This window comes from Ottowia sp. (assembly GCF_035444425.1).
Classification (GTDB): Bacteria; Pseudomonadota; Gammaproteobacteria; order Burkholderiales; family Burkholderiaceae_C; genus Ottowia.
In genome coordinates this window covers 1-15,380 of sequence record NZ_DAOMOQ010000007.1, presented here as the reverse complement: position 1 = coordinate 15,380, position 15,380 = coordinate 1, and the positions used below count along the sequence as shown (strand labels likewise).

Annotated in this window: 12 protein-coding genes and 1 pseudogene; 6 read left to right on the top strand and 7 right to left on the bottom strand. The window is 69.6% G+C overall.

Annotation, left to right across the window (positions count from 1 at the left end):
• Positions 1-122: 122 nt before the first annotated feature.
• Positions 123-428 carry a hypothetical protein gene (locus PK606_RS04445; protein WP_324561129.1) on the bottom strand — a complete coding sequence of 102 codons (306 nt, stop codon included), beginning with the start codon at positions 426-428 and terminating at the stop codon, positions 123-125.
• A 157-nt stretch (positions 429-585) separates the two neighbouring features.
• On the opposite strand from PK606_RS04445, the gene ompR reads away from it, so the two are divergent.
• Together ompR and PK606_RS04435 are read left to right on the top strand one after the other, a co-directional pair.
• Positions 586-1,317, top strand: coding sequence for an osmolarity response regulator transcription factor OmpR (ompR, locus tag PK606_RS04440; protein WP_324561127.1), 732 nt, complete (start codon positions 586-588; stop codon positions 1,315-1,317).
• 82 nt (positions 1,318-1,399) lie between these two features.
• Positions 1,400-2,887: a sensor histidine kinase family protein gene (locus PK606_RS04435; protein ID WP_324561125.1), complete on the top strand. Its 1,488-nt coding sequence runs from the start codon at positions 1,400-1,402 to the stop codon at positions 2,885-2,887.
• Positions 2,888-2,936: 49 nt separating this feature from the next.
• Here PK606_RS04435 and ispF read toward each other — a convergent pair whose 3' ends face one another.
• The 3 genes from ispF to PK606_RS04420 form a co-directional block, all read right to left on the bottom strand.
• Entirely contained in the window at positions 2,937-3,437 is a 501-nt protein-coding gene (ispF, locus tag PK606_RS04430; protein ID WP_324561123.1) for a 2-C-methyl-D-erythritol 2,4-cyclodiphosphate synthase, read from the bottom strand.
• The gene (ispD, locus tag PK606_RS04425) at positions 3,434-4,144 is read right to left on the bottom strand and encodes a 2-C-methyl-D-erythritol 4-phosphate cytidylyltransferase (RefSeq protein ID WP_324561121.1); all 711 of its coding nucleotides are present in this window, start codon (positions 4,142-4,144) and stop codon (positions 3,434-3,436) included. The genes ispF and ispD overlap by 4 nt, the downstream gene beginning before the upstream one ends.
• Positions 4,145-4,232: 88 nt before the next feature.
• Positions 4,233-6,641: a xanthine dehydrogenase family protein molybdopterin-binding subunit gene (locus PK606_RS04420; protein WP_324561119.1), complete on the bottom strand. Its 2,409-nt coding sequence runs from the start codon at positions 6,639-6,641 to the stop codon at positions 4,233-4,235.
• A gap of 224 nt (positions 6,642-6,865) precedes the next feature.
• On the opposite strand from PK606_RS04420, the gene mfd reads away from it, so the two are divergent.
• The gene (gene mfd / locus PK606_RS04415; RefSeq protein ID WP_324561117.1) at positions 6,866-10,336 is read left to right on the top strand and encodes a transcription-repair coupling factor; all 3,471 of its coding nucleotides are present in this window, start codon (positions 6,866-6,868) and stop codon (positions 10,334-10,336) included.
• An 80-nt stretch (positions 10,337-10,416) separates the two neighbouring features.
• Here the strand turns inward: mfd and PK606_RS04410 are convergent, their stop codons facing one another.
• Positions 10,417-10,620, bottom strand: coding sequence for a hypothetical protein (locus PK606_RS04410; RefSeq protein WP_324561115.1), 204 nt, complete (start codon positions 10,618-10,620; stop codon positions 10,417-10,419).
• A gap of 424 nt (positions 10,621-11,044) precedes the next feature.
• On the opposite strand from PK606_RS04410, the gene PK606_RS04405 reads away from it, so the two are divergent.
• From PK606_RS04405 to ftsH, 3 genes are all read left to right on the top strand, one after another.
• Positions 11,045-11,728, top strand: coding sequence for a L,D-transpeptidase (locus PK606_RS04405; protein WP_324561113.1), 684 nt, complete (start codon positions 11,045-11,047; stop codon positions 11,726-11,728).
• Positions 11,729-11,878: 150 nt separating this feature from the next.
• Positions 11,879-12,619, top strand: a complete 741-nt coding sequence (gene serB / locus PK606_RS04400; protein ID WP_324561111.1) for a phosphoserine phosphatase SerB — start codon at positions 11,879-11,881, stop codon at positions 12,617-12,619.
• 123 nt (positions 12,620-12,742) lie between these two features.
• Positions 12,743-14,593, top strand: coding sequence for an ATP-dependent zinc metalloprotease FtsH (ftsH, locus tag PK606_RS04395; protein WP_324561109.1), 1,851 nt, complete (start codon positions 12,743-12,745; stop codon positions 14,591-14,593).
• A 3-nt stretch (positions 14,594-14,596) separates the two neighbouring features.
• Here ftsH and PK606_RS04390 read toward each other — a convergent pair whose 3' ends face one another.
• Complete coding sequence (locus PK606_RS04390) at positions 14,597-14,884, bottom strand: DUF1330 domain-containing protein (RefSeq protein ID WP_324561107.1); 288 nt, start codon at positions 14,882-14,884, stop codon at positions 14,597-14,599.
• A 17-nt stretch (positions 14,885-14,901) separates the two neighbouring features.
• A pseudogene (locus PK606_RS04385) lies at positions 14,902-15,380 on the bottom strand (TrpB-like pyridoxal phosphate-dependent enzyme); the annotation flags it as partial.

Genomic DNA, 15,380 nt, shown 5'->3' with positions numbered 1-15,380 from the left:
GAGGATGGGTATGAACATGGCGCGTATGCTGACACGGCTGGCGCTCCACGCCTGTCGGACAACAACACCGGCTGGTGCGCGCCATGCCGTGCGCCGGCGCATGACGCGCCCGACGCGCCGGTTCAGCGGGCCGGCAGTTCCGGCGGCTGCAGCGCCACGGCTTTCGGGTGTGCGGCGCGGCGCACCTGCTCGCGCAGTTCCACGCGCTGCTCGGCGCTCAGCCGCCGCACTGACTCGGCGGTGGCGCCCTGCCCTCGGTATTGCGCATCCACCGCCTGCCACAGCGCGCTGCGCGCCATCGCGGGCGTGGTCAGCACCTTGTCGGCCTGCGCCGACATCTCACCTGCTGCAACGCTGCCCTGGGCCATCGCCCCGCACGACGCGCTCAGCAAGCCGGTGCCGCACAGCAGGAGCCATCTCGACTTCATCGCATTCATGACAAGTCTGACGATGGCACGCAGGCGCGTGATTGTCTTGCTGAATGCAGCACCCTGGGGCAATAGATGTAACACTGTGAAAAGCGCACCTGGGTAAACCCGCAACCCGGTCACAATGCCGCTGTTACAAATTCGACCCAGGAACTCAATGAACCAAGTCGCCAACCGAATGGACAAGATCGTCGTCGTCGACGACGACGCCCGCATCCGCGATCTGCTGCGCCGTTACCTGGCGCAGGAAAGCTTCGAGGTGATTCTCGCCGAGGACGCCAAGGCGCTGTCGCGCGTGATGCTGCGCGAGACGGTGGATCTGATCGTGCTCGACCTGATGATGCCCGGTGAGGACGGCCTGTCGGTGTGCCGCCGCCTGCGCGCCGCCGGCGACAAGACGCCGATCATCATGCTGACCGCCAAGGGCGAGGACGTGGACCGCATCGTTGGTCTGGAGGTTGGCGCCGACGACTACCTCGGCAAGCCGTTCAACCCGCGCGAGTTGCTGGCACGCATCAATGCGGTGCTGCGCCGCCGCCCACCGCAGGAGGCGCCCGGCGCGCCTTCGGCCGAGAACGAATCGGTCAGCTTCGGGCCCTTCGTGTTCGACCTGGCGGCGCGCTCGCTGCACAAGAACGGCGTCGATGTGCCGCTGACCACCGGCGAGTTCGCCATGCTGAAGGCCCTGGTGCGCCACCCGCGCCAGCCGCTGTCGCGCGAGAAGCTGGCGCAACTAGCGCGCGGGCGCGAGTTCGAGCCGTTCGACCGCAGCCTCGACGTGCAGGTGTCGCGCCTGCGCAAGCTGATCGAGCAGGACGCCGCCAGCCCGCGCTACATCCAGACCGTCTGGGGCGTCGGCTACGTGTTCGTGCCGGACGGCATCGGCTAAGCACCTGTCCGCCATCGTCGCCGGACGCGGCGCGCGGCGCTGCATGGCACGGTAACGCGGCTTGTGCCGTAGCATCGCGCCGATGGCCCAGTCCCCGCATCCCGACGCTGCCGGCGTGGCGCTGCCACTGCCGGACGACGACGATCCGCCAGACAGCACCGGCGCGGCGCCGCGGCGTGCCGTGCCGCCGCGCCGGCGCAAGCTCGGCCTGACGCTGTTCTGGCGCACCTTCATCCTGCTTGGCCTGCTGCTGCTGGGCAGCACCATCGGCGGCTACCAGCTGTTTCGCACGCTCGAATACGAGCCACGCGTGCTCGACAACGCGCGCCAGGTGGCGTCGCTGGTCAACCTCTCGCGCGCCGCGCTGGTGCACTCGGACGCCATTGCCCGCATCTCGCTGATGAAGACGCTGGTGGAGCAGGAAAAGGTCCGCGTGCTGCCGCGCGAGCCCAGCGACAGCTTTCACCTGTTCACCGCGACCGACCTCGAACGCCGCGTGAGCAGCGAGCTGATCGCCCGGCTCGGCCCAGGTACCGTGGTCGCCAGCCGGGTCAACGACGAGCCCGGCCTGTGGGTCGGCTTCTCGATCGAGGGCGACTCCTACTGGCTGCTGATGGACCGCTCGCGCGTCGGCGCGTCGCTGGGCGGCGGCACCTGGCTGGCCTGGATGGCGGCGCTGGCGGCCGTGTCGCTGCTCGGCGCGGCCCTGTTGGCGCGCTTCATCAACCAGCCGCTGAAGCAGCTGTCGCGGGCCGCCGGCCAGGTGCGCGCCGGCAACTACGAGCACAGCCGGCTCGACGAGACCGTGCAGTCGCGCGAGATCCGCGACGTCAACATCGGCTTCAACCGCATGGCCGATCAGTTGTCGAAGATCGAGCAGGACCGGGCCGTGATGCTGGCCGGCATCTCGCACGATCTGCGCACACCGCTGGCACGGCTGCGACTGGAAGCCGAGATGAGCGTGCCCGACAGCGAGGCGCGCGAGCACATGGTGACCGACATCGAGCAGGTCAGCACCATCATCGACAAGTTCCTCGACTACGCCCGGCCCGACCAGGTCAAGCTGGAGGCGCTGCCCCTGGCCGAGCTGATCGACGCCAGCACCGCGCCGTTCATGCTGCGCGACGACATGGTGATCGAGATCGACGTCCCCGGCGAGCTGCGCGTCATGGCCGACGAGGTCGAGCTCTCGCGCGTCCTGGCCAACCTGCTGGAGAACGCACGGCGCTATGGCCAGTCGGCGAACGATGGCGTGACACGCGTGCACATCGGCGCCAGCGCCAGGGGCCAGCGGGTCCGCTTCGCGCTGCGCGATCACGGTCGGGGCGTGCCGGGCGATCAACTGGCGCAGCTGACGAGCCCGTTCTTCCGCGGCGACAGCGCGCGCACCGCCGCCACCGGTGCCGGCCTGGGCCTGTCGATCGTGGTCAAGATGCTGCAGAGCATGGGCGGCCGCCTGACGCTCGCCAACCATCCGGAAGGCGGCCTGGTCGCCAGCGTCTCGCTGAACCGCGCGCCGCCCGCGGTCGATGACGACGCCGCACTCAAGCCGTGGCGCGATCAGCGTTGACGCCGCGTCAGTCAAGCCGGCGTGGGTCGCAAGCGGGGTTGGTCGCGGTTCAGGCGCTGCGCAGCAGCACGATCGCCCGTGCCTCGATGCTGACGCCCTGCCCGGTCGGCCCCAGGCGTTCGGCGGTCTTGGCCTTCACGTTGACCTGGCCGGGATCCAGCTCCAGAACCTGCGCGATGCGCGCGACCATGGCGTCGATGTGCGGTGCCAGCCTGGGCGCCTGGGCGACCACGGTGCTGTCGAGATTGCCGATCCGCCAGCCGGCCGCGCGCACGCGCCGTGCCGCCTCGGCCAGCAGCGCCGCTGAATCGGCGCCGCGAAAACGCGCGTCGGTATCGGGAAAGTGCCGTCCGATGTCACCCAGCCCGGCCGCGCCCAGCAGCGCGTCGGTGATGGCGTGCAGCAGCACGTCGGCATCGGAATGGCCCAGCAGGCCGTGCGTGTGCGCGATGCGGACACCGCCGATCAGCAGCGGCCGCCCCGGCACCAGCGCGTGCACGTCCCAGCCTTCGCCGATGCGCAAGGCAGGTTGATCGTCGGCAGCGCTCATGGCATGCGGCTCCTCAGCACGGCCTCGGCCAGGGCGAAATCCTCGGGGTAGGTGATCTTGAAATTCTGCGCGCTGCCGGGCACCAGCAGCGGCGCATGACCAGCCGATTCGATGGCACTGGCCTCGTCGGTGATGCCGGCGAAGCCGCTCACGGCGTGCGCCGCGTAGGCGTCGCGCAAGGCCCCGATGCGGAACATCTGCGGCGTCTGCGCCAGCCACTTGTCGGCGCGGTCGATGGTGGCGACCACGCGGCGCCCGGCGTCGGCCTGCTTCAGCGTATCGGGCAAGGGCAGCGCCAGCAGGCCACCCACGGCGTCCGGCAGGCAGGCGTCGATGAGCGCGTCGATCTGCGCCGGCGCGATCAGGCAACGGGCGGCATCGTGCACCAGCACCCAGTCGGTCGGCCGCGCTCCTTCGGCCAGCAAGCGGTGCAGGCCATTGAGCACGCTCTCGGCGCGCGTGGCACCGCCGCAGTCGGCGATCAGCACGGGTGCACCCTGCGGCTGAAGAAAGGCATCACCCGGCGCCACCACGACCAGCACGCGCTCGACGCGCGGCACCGCCGCGAACGCCGCCAGCGTGTGCAGCACCATCGGCTGTCCGGCGACCGGCTGGTATTGCTTCGGTCGCCCCGTGCCCGCGCGCGAGCCGGTGCCGGCGCAGGGCAGCAGGGCGAAGCAACGGGAGCGGGACGACTCGGCAGGCATGGGCGCCGCCATTGTAGTGATGGCGCGAGACAACTACAGTTTCGATAGCTGACGGCGATTTGGGCGTGCAGGAAAGCTTGCTTGTTGGTCAGGATCCGACCTGCTGCAGCAAGGCCCACATCCGCCCGGGCGTCAGCGGCATCTGCAGTCGTGGCGCCAGGTCGGCGCGTCTGTTGCGCGCCAGCGCATCGGCCACGGCGTTGACGATGCACGGTGTGGCGCCGATGGTGCCGAGTTCGCCGACGCCCTTCACGCCCAGCGGGTTGTTGGTGCAGGGGGTGGATTCGTCCATTTCGGTCTTGAACATCGTCGCGAGATCGTGCGCGCGCGGCACCGCGTAATCCATCAGGCTGCCGGTCAGCAACTGGCCGCTGTCGGCGTCGTACACGACCTGCTCGGTCAGCGCCTGGCCAATGCCCTGCACCGCGCCGCCGTCGAGCTGGCCGCGCACGATCATCGGGTTGACCACGCGGCCGACGTCGTTGACGGACGCATAGGCCACGATGGCGATGGCGCCGGTCTGCGGGTCGAGCTCGATCTCGCTGATGTGGCAGCCGTTGGGCCACGTCGGACCGCTCACGGTGTGCGTGTGGTCGACCAGGATGTGGCCGCCGGCCTGCCGGCCGGCCAGTTCGAACAGGCCGATGGCATGGTCCGTGCCGGCGACGAAGAAGCGCGCGGCCTCGTAGCGGATGTCTTCCGCCGCTGCCTCCAGTTCGTGCGCCGCGAGCCGTTTGGCCTCCTCGATGGTGCGGTCGGCGCCCGAGCGCATGGCCGAGCCGCCGGTGAACAGCGAACGCGATCCCGCCGAGCCGAAACCGTTGCCGCGGTCGGTGTCGCCCAGCACCACGCGCACCTGTTCGATCGGCACGCCGAAGGCATCCACCACCAACTGTGCCAGCGTGGTGGCAATGCCCTGGCCCATCTGGTTGACGGCGGAATAGACCTCGATGATGCCGTCGACTTCGAGCGGCGACGGGCCGCCCCTAGCCGCGAGGGCCCCTTCGGGGGGCAGCGCAGACGCGTCAGCGCGGAGCGTGGGGGCCTTGATTTCCACGGTCACGCGCTCCTCGAACACGTTGCCGCCGGTCCATTCGAGGAAGGTGGCGATGCCGAGGCCACGCCACAGCCCGCGCGCCCTTGACTCGGCCGCGCGCGCCGCGAAGCCGTCCCAGTCCGCCAGCGGCAGCGCCTGGTCCATCACGTGCTCGAAGCGGCCGACGTCGTAGGTCTGGCCCATGGGGTTGGTGTAGGGCATCTGCGCGGGCTGGATGAAGTTGCGGCGGCGCAGCGCGATGCGGTCGATGCCGGTCTGCCGCGCGGCCTCGTCCATCAGACGCTCGATGTTGAAGATGGCCTCGGGCCGCCCGGCGCCGCGGTAGGCACCGGTGGGCGCCTGGTTCGTCAGCACGGCGCCGAAGTGAAAGTCGATCACCGGCACGTGGTACACGCTGGTCTGCACCCAGGGGCCGATCAGCAGCTGGATCGCGACGCCGGTGCCCGTGGGGTAGGCGCCCACGTTGGCGTGCGAATGCACGCGCAACGCAAGAATCCTGCCGTCGGCATCGAGCGCCAGTTCGGCGTGCGCCTGCAGGTCGCGCCCGTGCGTGGTGCTGGCGAATTCCTCGCCGCGCTCGCCGGTCCAGCGCACCGGCCTGCCGGTGGCGCGCGCGGCCCAGGCGATCACCGCATCCTCGGGGTACGAACCGGTCTTCATGCCGAAGCCGCCACCGACGTCGCCCACGCGCACACGCACCGACTCGGCCGCCAGTCCCAGCACATTGCTGACGGCCGTGCGCACGGCCGTGGGCATCTGCGAACTGATGTGCATGTCGATGCGCTGGCCGTCCCAAGCGGCGCGCACGGTGCGCGGCTCCAGTGTCAGCGCGGCCACCCGCTGGTGCGTAATGTCGAGCGTGACCACGTGCGCGGCCTGCGCGAACGCGGCCTGCGCGGCGGCCGCGTCGCCATGGCGCGCTTCGCAGGCGATGTTGTCAGGTGCGCCCGAAATCACCCTTGCGTCGCCACCCAGCGCGGCAGCCAGCGTGGGCACGGCGGGCAGTTCTGCGTAATCGACGAACACCGCCTCGGCTGCATCCTTCGCCTGCTGCAGCGTGTCGGCCACCACGGCGGCCACGGCTTCGCCCACGTAGCGCACCGCCTCGTGCGCCAGCGCACGGCGCACCGGCGAGGCGCAGTCGCCACCGTCGGCGCGCTTGAAGGCAGGAGAACCCGTGGGCAGCGGCGGGGCACCTGCCAGATCGGCGCCGGTGATGACGCCGCGCACGCCGGGCATGGCACGCGCTGCCTCGGCGTCGACGCCCTGGATGGCGGCGTGCGCGTGGGGCGAGCGCACGAACACCAGCACGCCATCGCCGAGCTCGCCCAGGTCGTCGGTGTAGCGGCCCTGACCCTTGAGCAGTGCCTCGTCCTCGAGCCGCTTGACCGCCTGGCCACTGCCGAAACGGGTGGGGATGGCGGCGTTGGAATCGGGCATGTCGAAGGCTCCTGCTGTGAGTGTGTGCTGCAACTATAGACGGGCGGTGCGCTAGATCCTGCACGCAACCACTCCTCTGTTTATTATTATTTCCATAGCTGACTATCGATGTTGAACAAGGGCCTGAAGCCGAAACGATCGAGAAACCTGGTCGGCGTAAAATTCCGCTCACACCCCCGTCCAGCCCGGCCGGGGGTTTTCGTCGTTTCCCCCGCACCTTCTCCATGGATCTGCCCAAGCTCATTCCCGGCAAACGCCACGCCCTGCCGCGCCCGCCCGGCTCGGCCGACGCATTGCTGCTCGCGCAACTGGCGCGGCGCGAGACCGCCGGCCAGAGGCTCACCGCCATCGTCACCGCCGAGCCCACCGATGCGCTGCGCCTGCTGCACGAACTGGCCTTCTTCGCGCCCGAGCTGCGCACCACCCTGTTCCCCGACTGGGAAACCCTGCCCTACGACAGCTTCAGCCCGCACCAGGACCTGATCAGCGAGCGCCTGGCGACGCTGTGGGCGATCCGCCAGCGGCAGGCCGACGTGGTGGTGATGCCGGCCACCACGGCGCTGTACCGGCTGGCGCCGCCGTCGTTCATGGCCGGCACCACCTTCCACTTCAAGCAGGGCCAGAAGCTGGACGAGGCGGCGCTGAAGTCGCAGCTCACCCTGGCCGGCTACACGCACGTGACGCAGGTGGTCAGCCCCGGCGAGTACGCGGTGCGTGGCGGCCTGATTGATCTGTTCCCGATGGGCAGCCCGCAGCCGTTCCGGGTTGACCTGTTCGACGACGAGATCGACTCGATCCGCGCCTTCGACCCCGATTCCCAGCGCAGCCTGTACCCGGTGCCCGAGGTGCGCCTGCTGCCGGGCCGCGAATTTCCGATCCACGACGAGGCGCGCGCCAAGTTCCGCCACCGCTGGCGCGAGCTGCTGGAGGGCGACCCGACCAAGAGCCGCGTCTACAAGGACATGGGGCAGGCGATCGCCACCGCCGGCATCGAGTACTACCTGCCGCTGTTCTTCGACGACACGGTGACGGTGTTCGACTACCTCGGCAGCGACGCGACGCTGGTGCTGCACGGTGATCTGGAGGCCGCATTCCAGCAGTTCACGCAGGATACGCGCGAGCGCTACCGCCTGGCGCAGGGCGATCCCGAGCGGCCGGTGCTGCCACCCGAGGCGCTGTTCCTGAACGCGGAGGAGTTCTACCTCGCCGCCAAGCCGCATGCGCAGCTGGCGCTGCGCCCCGGTATCGATGACATCGACGCCAGCGCCTTCGCGCAGCAGCTGCCCGAGCTGACCGTGGTGCGCGGCGCCGACGATCCGCTGGCGCGCTTGCAGGCGCACATGGCCGGCACCGCGCAGCGCGTGCTGGTGCTGGCCGAAAGCGCAGGCCGGCGCGAGAGCCTGCTGGACTTCCTGCGCGCCAGCGGCCTGAATCCGCCCGCCTTCGACTCGCTGGCCGAGTTCCAGCAGGCCACGGACGAGCAAGCCGGCATCGCCACCGCCGCCCTGGTGCAGGGCTTCGCCTGGCTCGAAGGCGGCATCGACTTCGTCACCGAGACCGAGCTGTTCGCCGCCGGCCCGACCACGCGCAAGCGCCGCAAGCAGGAGCAGGTCAGCGACGTCGACGCGCTGATCAAGGACCTGAGCGAGCTGCACCTGGGCGATCCGGTGGTGCATGCGCAGCACGGCATCGGGCGCTACCGCGGGCTGGTCAACATGGACCTGGGTGCCACCAACAGCGACGGCACTCCCGCCCTGCAGGAAATGCTGCACCTGGAGTACGCCGGCAACGCCACGCTGTACGTGCCGGTGTCGCAGCTGCACCTGATCGGCCGCTACACGGGGGTCGGCGCCGAGGAGGCGCCGCTGCACAAGCTCGGCAGCAACCAGTGGGACAAGGCCAAGCGCAAGGCCGCCGAACAGGTGCGCGACGCCGCCGCCGAGCTGCTCAACATCTACGCCCGCCGCGCCGCCCGCGAAGGCCACGCCTTCCGCTATTCGCCGCACGACTACGAGGCCTTCGCCGCCGACTTCGGCTTCGAGGAAACGGCCGACCAGAAGGCCGCCATCCACGCCGTGGTGCAGGACATGATCAGTCCGCAGCCGATGGACCGCCTGGTCTGCGGCGACGTCGGCTTCGGCAAGACCGAGGTGGCGCTGCGCGCCGCCTTCGTCGCCGTCACCGGCGGCAAGCAGGTGGCCTTCCTCGCGCCGACCACGCTGCTGGCCGAGCAGCACTACCAGACGCTGGCCGACCGCTTCGCCAAGTGGCCGGTGAAGGTGGCGAGCATGAGCCGGTTCAACTCCGCGAAGGAGGTGAACACCACGCTCAAAGGGCTGGCCGACGGCAGCGTCGACATCGTGGTCGGCACGCACAAGCTGCTCTCCGAGAAGACCCGGTTCAGGAACCTGGGCCTGCTCATCATCGACGAGGAGCACCGCTTCGGCGTGCGTCACAAGGAGCAGATGAAGCAGTTCCGCGCCGAGGTCGACGTGCTCACGCTGACTGCCACGCCGATCCCGCGCACCATGGGCATGGCGCTGGAAGGTCTGCGCGACCTCTCCGTGATCGCCACTGCACCGCAGCGCCGCCTGGCGATCAAGACCTTCGTGCGCAGCGAAGGCACGGGCGTGATCCGCGAGGCCGTGCTGCGCGAATTGAAGCGCGGCGGGCAAGTGTACTTCCTGCACAACGAGGTCGAGACGATCGAGAACCGTCGCCAGGCGCTGGAAAAGATCCTGCCCGAGGCGCGCATCGCCATTGCCCACGGCCAGATGCCCGAGCGCGAGCTCGAGCGCGTGATGCGCGACTTCGTCGCCCAGCGCCACAACCTGCTGCTGTGCTCGACCATCATCGAGACCGGCATCGACGTGCCGACAGCCAACACCATCGTCATCAGCCGCGCCGACCGCTTCGGCCTGGCGCAGCTGCACCAGCTGCGCGGGCGTGTCGGCCGCAGCCACCACCAGGCCTACGCCTACCTGATGGTGCCGGATACCCAGAGCCTGACCAAGCACGCGGCGCAGCGGCTGGACGCGATCCAGCAGATGGAGGAACTCGGCAGCGGCTTCTACCTGGCCATGCACGACCTGGAGATCCGCGGTGCCGGCGAGGTGCTGGGCGAGAACCAGAGCGGCAACATGATGGAGATCGGCTTCCAGCTCTACAGCGAGATGCTGGCCGAGGCAGTGCGCAGCTTGAAGGCCGGCAAGGAGCCCGACCTGCTGAGCCCCATGCAGGCAGTCACCGAGATCAACCTGCACGCCCCCGCCCTGCTGCCGACCGACTACTGCGGCGACGTGCAGCTGCGCCTGTCGTTCTACAAGAAGCTCGCCACCGCCCGGACCAGCGAGCAGATCGACGCGCTGCTGGAGGAAATCGTCGACCGCTTCGGCAAGCTCCCCCCTCAGGCGCAGACGCTGATCGACGTGCACCGCCTGCGCGTGCTCTCCACGCCCTACGGCGTGCAGAAGGTGGATGCGGCGCCGGGCGTGATCAACATCGCCTTCAAGCCGAACCCGCCGATCGATCCGATGGCCATCATCCAGATGATCCAGAAGAACCGGCACATCAAGCTGGCCAGCAACGACAAGCTGCGCATCGAGAAGGCGCTGCCCGAGCCCCGGGACCGCGCGCAGATGGTGCGCGACGTGCTGCGCAATCTGGGCACGGCGCCAGCGCCGGTGCTGGCCTGAACTGGCCGATCAGCGCGCTCGCGTCCTACAACGTGACTGGATGCCCCTCCACACCGTCGAGCCAGCGTCGCTCCTAGAGTTCATGGCAGGCTTTGCGTGATATGCATGCCATCCGGCAGGCCGCTCAGCCACCGCAGAACTGACAAGGAGCACGAGATGACAAAACTCACGACCGTGGCTTTGCTGGCTGTCGCGGCCGCCCTGAGCGGCCCGGTGATGGCCCAGGACGATCCCAACCAGAGCGCGCAGAACAGCGACCGTTCGTGGCCGAATTCGCCGTTCAAGGAACGGGGCTTCCCGGACGCCGGTGAGTTCAACCCGACCGGGCCGGCCGCGCCGCCACCGGCGCCGGTGTACGTCGCACCGCCGCCTCCGCCGCCTCCGCCGCCTCCGCCGGTCGCACCGCCGCCGCCGGCACCGCCGCCGGTGGTTGCGCCACCGCCGCCGCCTCCGCCGCCCCCACCGCCGCCGCGCCCGGCTCGTCCGGACAGGGGCTGATCCGCAGCCGTCGGCAAGGGCCTTGCAGCGCGAGGCCCTTGCGTTGTGCACCGTGCCGGCTCGGATGCGCCAAGAAGCCACATGCGTGCCACAAACAAGCCGCGTAATCAGGCTGTTTTTCGGCCTTGCACCGCCGGCACATGGAACTGTTCGCGGCTTCGGGGGTATAACCTGAATCCTTCATCAGCCTGAAACTTCCTTGATCCATCCATGCCTTCACTGACTGGCGTTTTCCGTCGAAGCCTGGGCGCGCTGGTGCTGGCGGCCGCCACGCATGCCGTGGCGGCGGGCGGCGCGAGCACGTACGCACCACCGGACGCGGCTGCCGCCCAGGCGGCGAGCGAGTTTGCAGCCCAGGTCATGCGCAGCGGCGACGCCGGCGGGCGCGCCTTCGGCGTCATCGACAAGCAGGCCGCCACGCTGTGGCTGTTCGACAAGCAGGGCCAGGCGGTGGCGAACACCCCGGTGCTGGTCGGACAGGCCAAGGGAGACACGGCGCCGGCGGACATCGGCACGCGCCCGCTGTCCCGGGTCAAGCTGCACGAGAAGGTCACCACGGCGGGGCGCTACCTGACCGAACCGGGCAAGAACCACAAGGGCGAGGACATCGTCTGGCTCGACTACGACAATGCGCTGTCGATGCACCGGGTGCGCAATGTGCCGAAGGAATTCCGCACCAAGCGCCTGCTCACGCCCACGGTGGACGACAACCGCATCTCGTTCGGTTGCGTCAACGTGCCGGCCAGCTTCTACGACCGCTACATCGACCTGATGTTCAGCCGCACGGCCGGCGTGGTCTACGTGCTGCCGGAAACCAAGCCGGTCGCCAGCGTGTTTCCGTTTGCCGGCGAGCCCCCGCCGCAGACCGTGGCGCAGCGCGGCGCGGCAGACTGATCACCTCGAACGCCGGTCACCTCGTCAACCGGATGCGCCCGGCGCATCCAGGGCACTGTGCGGACGCGCGTGCGGCGCGGGCGTCACGTGGATAATCGCATTCTTCGCCGTCGCTGCCGACCGCGCGCCTGACGGCCGTTATCGAAGCCCATGACGTCCCCACAAACCATCGATTGCCCGCGCGAGCTCAGCCCCGGCCTGGTCGTGCGCGGCATCACGCCGCCGCTGGCGCTGCGCGACTTCAAGCTGATCGCGTTCGACATGGATTCCACGCTGATCAACATCGAGTGCGTGGACGAGATTGCCGACGCCGCCGGCCGCCGGGCCGAGGTGGCCGCCATCACCGAGGCCGCGATGCGCGGCGAGATCAGCGACTACAAGGAAAGCCTGCGCCGCCGTGTCGCCATGCTCGAAGGCGTGCGCGAGGAGCACCTGGCGCAGGTCTACCGCGCGCGCCTGCGCCTGAACCCCGGCGCCGCCGAACTGGTGCTGGCCTGCAAGGCGGCGGGCCTGAAGGTGCTGCTGGTGTCGGGTGGTTTCACCTACTTCGCCGACCGCCTGCGCGATCGTCTGGCGCTGGACTTCGCGCGCTCGAACAAGCTGGAGATCGTCGATGGCCAGCTCACGGGACGCATCCTGCCGCAGAGCTGGGGCGACATCTGCGACGGCGCCATGAAGCGCCAGACCGTGCTGCGAACCTGCAGCCTGATCGGCTGCGACCCGGACCAGGCGATCGCCATGGGCGATGGCGCCAACGACCTGGAGATGATGGATGCGGTCGGCTTGTCGGTCGCCTACCGCGCCAAGCCCAGCGTGCGCGAGCAGGCCAAGGTGGCGATCGATCTGGGCGGGCTGGACCGGCTGCTGGAAGTGTTCGACAGCGTGGATTGAAATCCACGCACCGGCCGGCATCCGGGCCGGTGGCTACACTTGACGCACACCGCCGGCCCGACGCCAGCCGAATGACCCGCACGCGGCGCCGGGCTCCCGCGAGCAAGCGCGAGGTTGCTACCGATGCCCAGCAAACCCGATCCGAAGACGCAGTGGAACGTCGGCTACTGGCTGATCGCCCTGCTGGCCCTGTTCGTGCTCCAGACGGTGTGGCAGGCGCGCACCATCGAGCCCGTGCCCTTCAGCGAGTTCGAGCAGGCGCTGGCCGAGCAGCGCGTCGCCGAAGTGGTGATCGGCGACACCACCATCACCGGCCGGCTGAAGAACCCCGACGCCGGCAAGACGGTGATCGTCGCCAACCGGGTCGACGTCGCCACCTCCGAATGGCTGGACCGGTACAAGGTGCCCTACTCGCGCGCCATCGAAAGCACCTGGCTGCGTGACCTGCTGTCCTGGATCCTGCCAGCGGTCATCTTCTTCGGCCTCTGGTTCTTCCTCATCCGGCGCTTCGCCGAGCGCGCCGGCGGCGGCATCGGCGGCTTCATGAGCATCGGCAAGAGCCGCGCCAAGGTTTACGTCGAGCAGAACACCGGCGTCACCTTCGCCGACGTCGCCGGCGTCGACGAGGCCAAGGCCGAGCTGCAGGAGATCATCGCCTTCCTGAAGGACCCGCAGGGCTACGGCCGCCTGGGCGCGCGCATGCCCAAGGGCGTGCTGCTGGTGGGGCCGCCGGGCACCGGCAAGACCCTGCTGGCCAAGGCCGTGGCCGGCGAGGCGGTGGTGCCCTTCTTCAGCATCAGCGGCAGCGAGTTCGTCGAGATGTTCGTCGGCGTCGGCGCCGCGCGCGTGCGCGACCTGTTCGAGCAGGCGCGCGCCAAGGCACCGGCCATCATCTTCATCGACGAGCTCGACGCGCTTGGCCGCGCACGCGGTGCCGGCGGCATGGTGGGCGGCCACGACGAGCGCGAGCAGACGCTGCAGCAGTTGCTGGTCGAGCTCGACGGCTTCGACAGCTCCTCCGGCGTGGTGCTGCTGGCCGCCACCAACCGCCCCGAGATCCTCGACCCGGCGCTGCTGCGCGCCGGCCGCTTCGACCGCCAGGTGCTGGTCGACCGGCCCGACAAGGCCGGGCGGGTGCAGATCCTGCAGGTGCATGTCAAGAAGATCCGGCTGGCGCCGGGCGTCGACCTGGAGCAGGTGGCGGCGCTCACCACCGGCTTTTCCGGCGCCGATCTGGCCAACCTGTGCAACGAGGCCGCGCTGGCCGCCACCCGCCGCGGCGCGACGGAAGTCACGCTGCAGGACTTCACGGTCGCCATCGAGCGCATCGTCGCCGGGCTGGAGAAGCGCAACCGCGTGCTCAGCCCGCACGAGCGCGAGATCGTCGCCTTCCACGAGATCGGCCACGCGCTGGTGGCGCTGGCGCTGCCCGGTACCGATCCGGTGCACAAGGTCTCGATCATCCCGCGCGGCATCGGCGCCCTGGGCTACACCCTGCAGCGCCCGACCGAGGACCGCTTCCTGATGACGCGCGAGGAACTGGAGCGCAGGATCATGGTGCTGCTGGGCGGCCGTGCCTCGGAAAAACTGGTGTTCGGCCACCTGTCGACCGGCGCCGCCGACGACCTGGCCAAGGCCACCGACATCGCGCGCGACATGGTCACGCGCTACGGCATGGACGAGGTGCTGGGCTACGTCGCCTTCGAGGCCCAGCGCCCGCGCTTCCTCGACGTGCCCGGCTACCCCGCGCCGGGCGGCTGCAACGTCAGTCCGCAGACCCAGCAGCACATCGACAGCGCCGTGCGCGGCATCGTGATGAACGCCTTCGACGCCGCCACGCGCCTCCTGGAACGGCACCGCGCGGTGCTGGACCGGGCTGCACGCGAACTGCTGGTCAAGGAAACGCTGGACGAGGCGGCACTGACGGCGCTGACCGCGGGCGTGCGGCCGGCAGCGGCAGACGAGCGTGCCTGACGTTTAGGTTTCGTAGCTCAGCAACACCACCTCGGCCGCCTGCTCGCGCAACGGGATCAGCGCCTGGTACGCCGCCGAGGCAAACCAGCCGTCGACCGCCGCCATGCTGGGAAAGCGTGCAACGACGATGTCGGGGTGCGGCAACTCGCCGGCCAGGGCGGCGACCTGCCGGCCCCGGAACACCAGTTCGGCGCCCCAGGGCGCGAGCGTCGCCGGCACGCTGGCGACATACTCGGCCCAGCGCCCGGCGTCCTTGACGGTGATGTGACCGACGATGTAGGCGTGCGTCATGGCTGCCCGCCCCCGGCTTACGCCGGCACAGCCGGCAGCCCCGACAGCGCCTGCGCCAACTCCCGCTCGTCGTACTTCTCGTTGACCAGCTTGCCGGCGAAGTAGGCCTGGTAGGCCGCCATGTCGAAGTGCCCGTGCCCGCTCAGGTTGAACAAGATGGTCTCGGCCTTGCCTTCCTTCTTGCAGCGCAGCGCCTCGTCGATGGCGCCCTTGACCGCGTGGTTGGCCTCCGGCGCCGGCACGATGCCCTCGGCACGCGCGAACTGCACGCCGGCGGCAAAGCACTCGCCCTGGGTGTAGGCCACGGCATCCAGCAGGCCGAGTTCCTTGCAGTGGCTGATCAAGGGCGCCATGCCGTGGTAGCGCAGGCCGCCGGCATGGAAACCCGGCGGCGTGAAGGTTGAGCCCAGTGTGTGCATCTTGGTCAGCGGCGTCAGGTGGCCGGTGTCGCCGAAGTCGTAGGCGTACTTGCCGCGCGTCAGGCTCGGGCAGGCGG

What these genes read in the sequence shown, in the direction of transcription:
- PK606_RS04445 (WP_324561129.1), bottom strand. Translation starts at nt 428, where the DNA reads ATGAAGTCGAGATGGCTCCTGCTGTGCGGCACCGGCTTGCTGAGCGCG.
- ompR (WP_324561127.1), top strand. Translation starts at nt 586, where the DNA reads ATGAACCAAGTCGCCAACCGAATGGACAAGATCGTCGTCGTCGACGAC.
- PK606_RS04435 (WP_324561125.1), top strand. Translation starts at nt 1,400, where the DNA reads ATGGCCCAGTCCCCGCATCCCGACGCTGCCGGCGTGGCGCTGCCACTG.
- ispF (WP_324561123.1), bottom strand. Translation starts at nt 3,437, where the DNA reads ATGAGCGCTGCCGACGATCAACCTGCCTTGCGCATCGGCGAAGGCTGG.
- ispD (WP_324561121.1), bottom strand. Translation starts at nt 4,144, where the DNA reads ATGCCTGCCGAGTCGTCCCGCTCCCGTTGCTTCGCCCTGCTGCCCTGC.
- PK606_RS04420 (WP_324561119.1), bottom strand. Translation starts at nt 6,641, where the DNA reads ATGCCCGATTCCAACGCCGCCATCCCCACCCGTTTCGGCAGTGGCCAG.
- mfd (WP_324561117.1), top strand. Translation starts at nt 6,866, where the DNA reads ATGGATCTGCCCAAGCTCATTCCCGGCAAACGCCACGCCCTGCCGCGC.
- PK606_RS04405 (WP_324561113.1), top strand. Translation starts at nt 11,045, where the DNA reads ATGCCTTCACTGACTGGCGTTTTCCGTCGAAGCCTGGGCGCGCTGGTG.
- serB (WP_324561111.1), top strand. Translation starts at nt 11,879, where the DNA reads ATGACGTCCCCACAAACCATCGATTGCCCGCGCGAGCTCAGCCCCGGC.
- ftsH (WP_324561109.1), top strand. Translation starts at nt 12,743, where the DNA reads ATGCCCAGCAAACCCGATCCGAAGACGCAGTGGAACGTCGGCTACTGG.
- PK606_RS04390 (WP_324561107.1), bottom strand. Translation starts at nt 14,884, where the DNA reads ATGACGCACGCCTACATCGTCGGTCACATCACCGTCAAGGACGCCGGG.